This is a genomic window from Streptomyces carpinensis, assembly GCF_002154505.1.
Classification (GTDB): Bacteria; Actinomycetota; Actinomycetes; order Streptomycetales; family Streptomycetaceae; genus Streptomyces; species Streptomyces carpinensis.
Genome location: NZ_MUBM01000727.1, coordinates 380 through 636, shown reverse-complemented (window position 1 = coordinate 636; position 257 = coordinate 380). Strand labels below are relative to the sequence as shown.

Here is a 257-nt window from a genome sequence, read left to right as displayed (position 1 = left end):
AGGACGACCCGGTGCTCGACGGTGCCCGCGCCCACCTGGCCGGGCGCACCGACCCCGGGACGGACGTCGAGTACGTGGCGCTGGACGGACTGCCCGGTGCCCTGCTGCCCGAACTGGGCGCCGACGCACAGCTGTTGGTGCTCGGCTCCCGGGGCCGCGGCGGCTTCGCCAGCCTGCTGCTCGGCTCCAGCGGCCTGGCCGCCGCCCGGGACGCCGAGTGCCCGGTCGTCGTGGTCCCCCGGCCCGGCCGTGAGGTC

General features: G+C 78.2%; 1 protein-coding gene. It reads left to right on the top strand.

The window, feature by feature from the left end; all coding sequences use genetic code 11:
• Positions 1-257, top strand: a 257-nt coding sequence (locus BZY54_RS54500) for a universal stress protein (RefSeq protein WP_244217725.1), incomplete at both ends; no start/stop codon positions are given.